We start from the raw sequence: 298 nt of genomic DNA on the forward strand, positions 1-298 counted from the left end.
GCCTCCGCGCCCGCCTTCGTGAGTCTCGCCAACTACACGGCCCCCGCGTCCCATCCCGGCATCCTCATCGACGGGGAAGGCGTGGGCCGCACGGCGGCGTTTTTGTTGTTTTCACTGCTGGAAAACCCGCGCACCGCCGCCGCCCTGCGTCCGCAAACAATCTTGGTGGAAGGCGCCTGGCACGACGCGACGTAAAAGATCTGATGCAGCGCGGTACCATCCGTAGCGCAGGCATCTTGCCTGCAAACCAAATTGATTGCGCGAAGCGCGGTGACTTTTCCTGCGTTTATTTTGGGGA

At 62.1% G+C, this 298-nt stretch carries 1 pseudogene; it reads left to right on the forward strand.

Annotated elements, in window-relative coordinates:
• Positions 1 to 195 (forward strand): annotated as a pseudogene (locus OBACDRAFT_RS08290) (LacI family DNA-binding transcriptional regulator); the annotation flags it as partial.
• Positions 196 to 298 lie beyond the last annotated feature (103 nt).

The sequence above is a fragment of the Geminisphaera colitermitum TAV2 genome, assembly GCF_000171235.2.
Taxonomy (GTDB): Bacteria; Verrucomicrobiota; Verrucomicrobiia; order Opitutales; family Opitutaceae; genus Geminisphaera; species Geminisphaera colitermitum.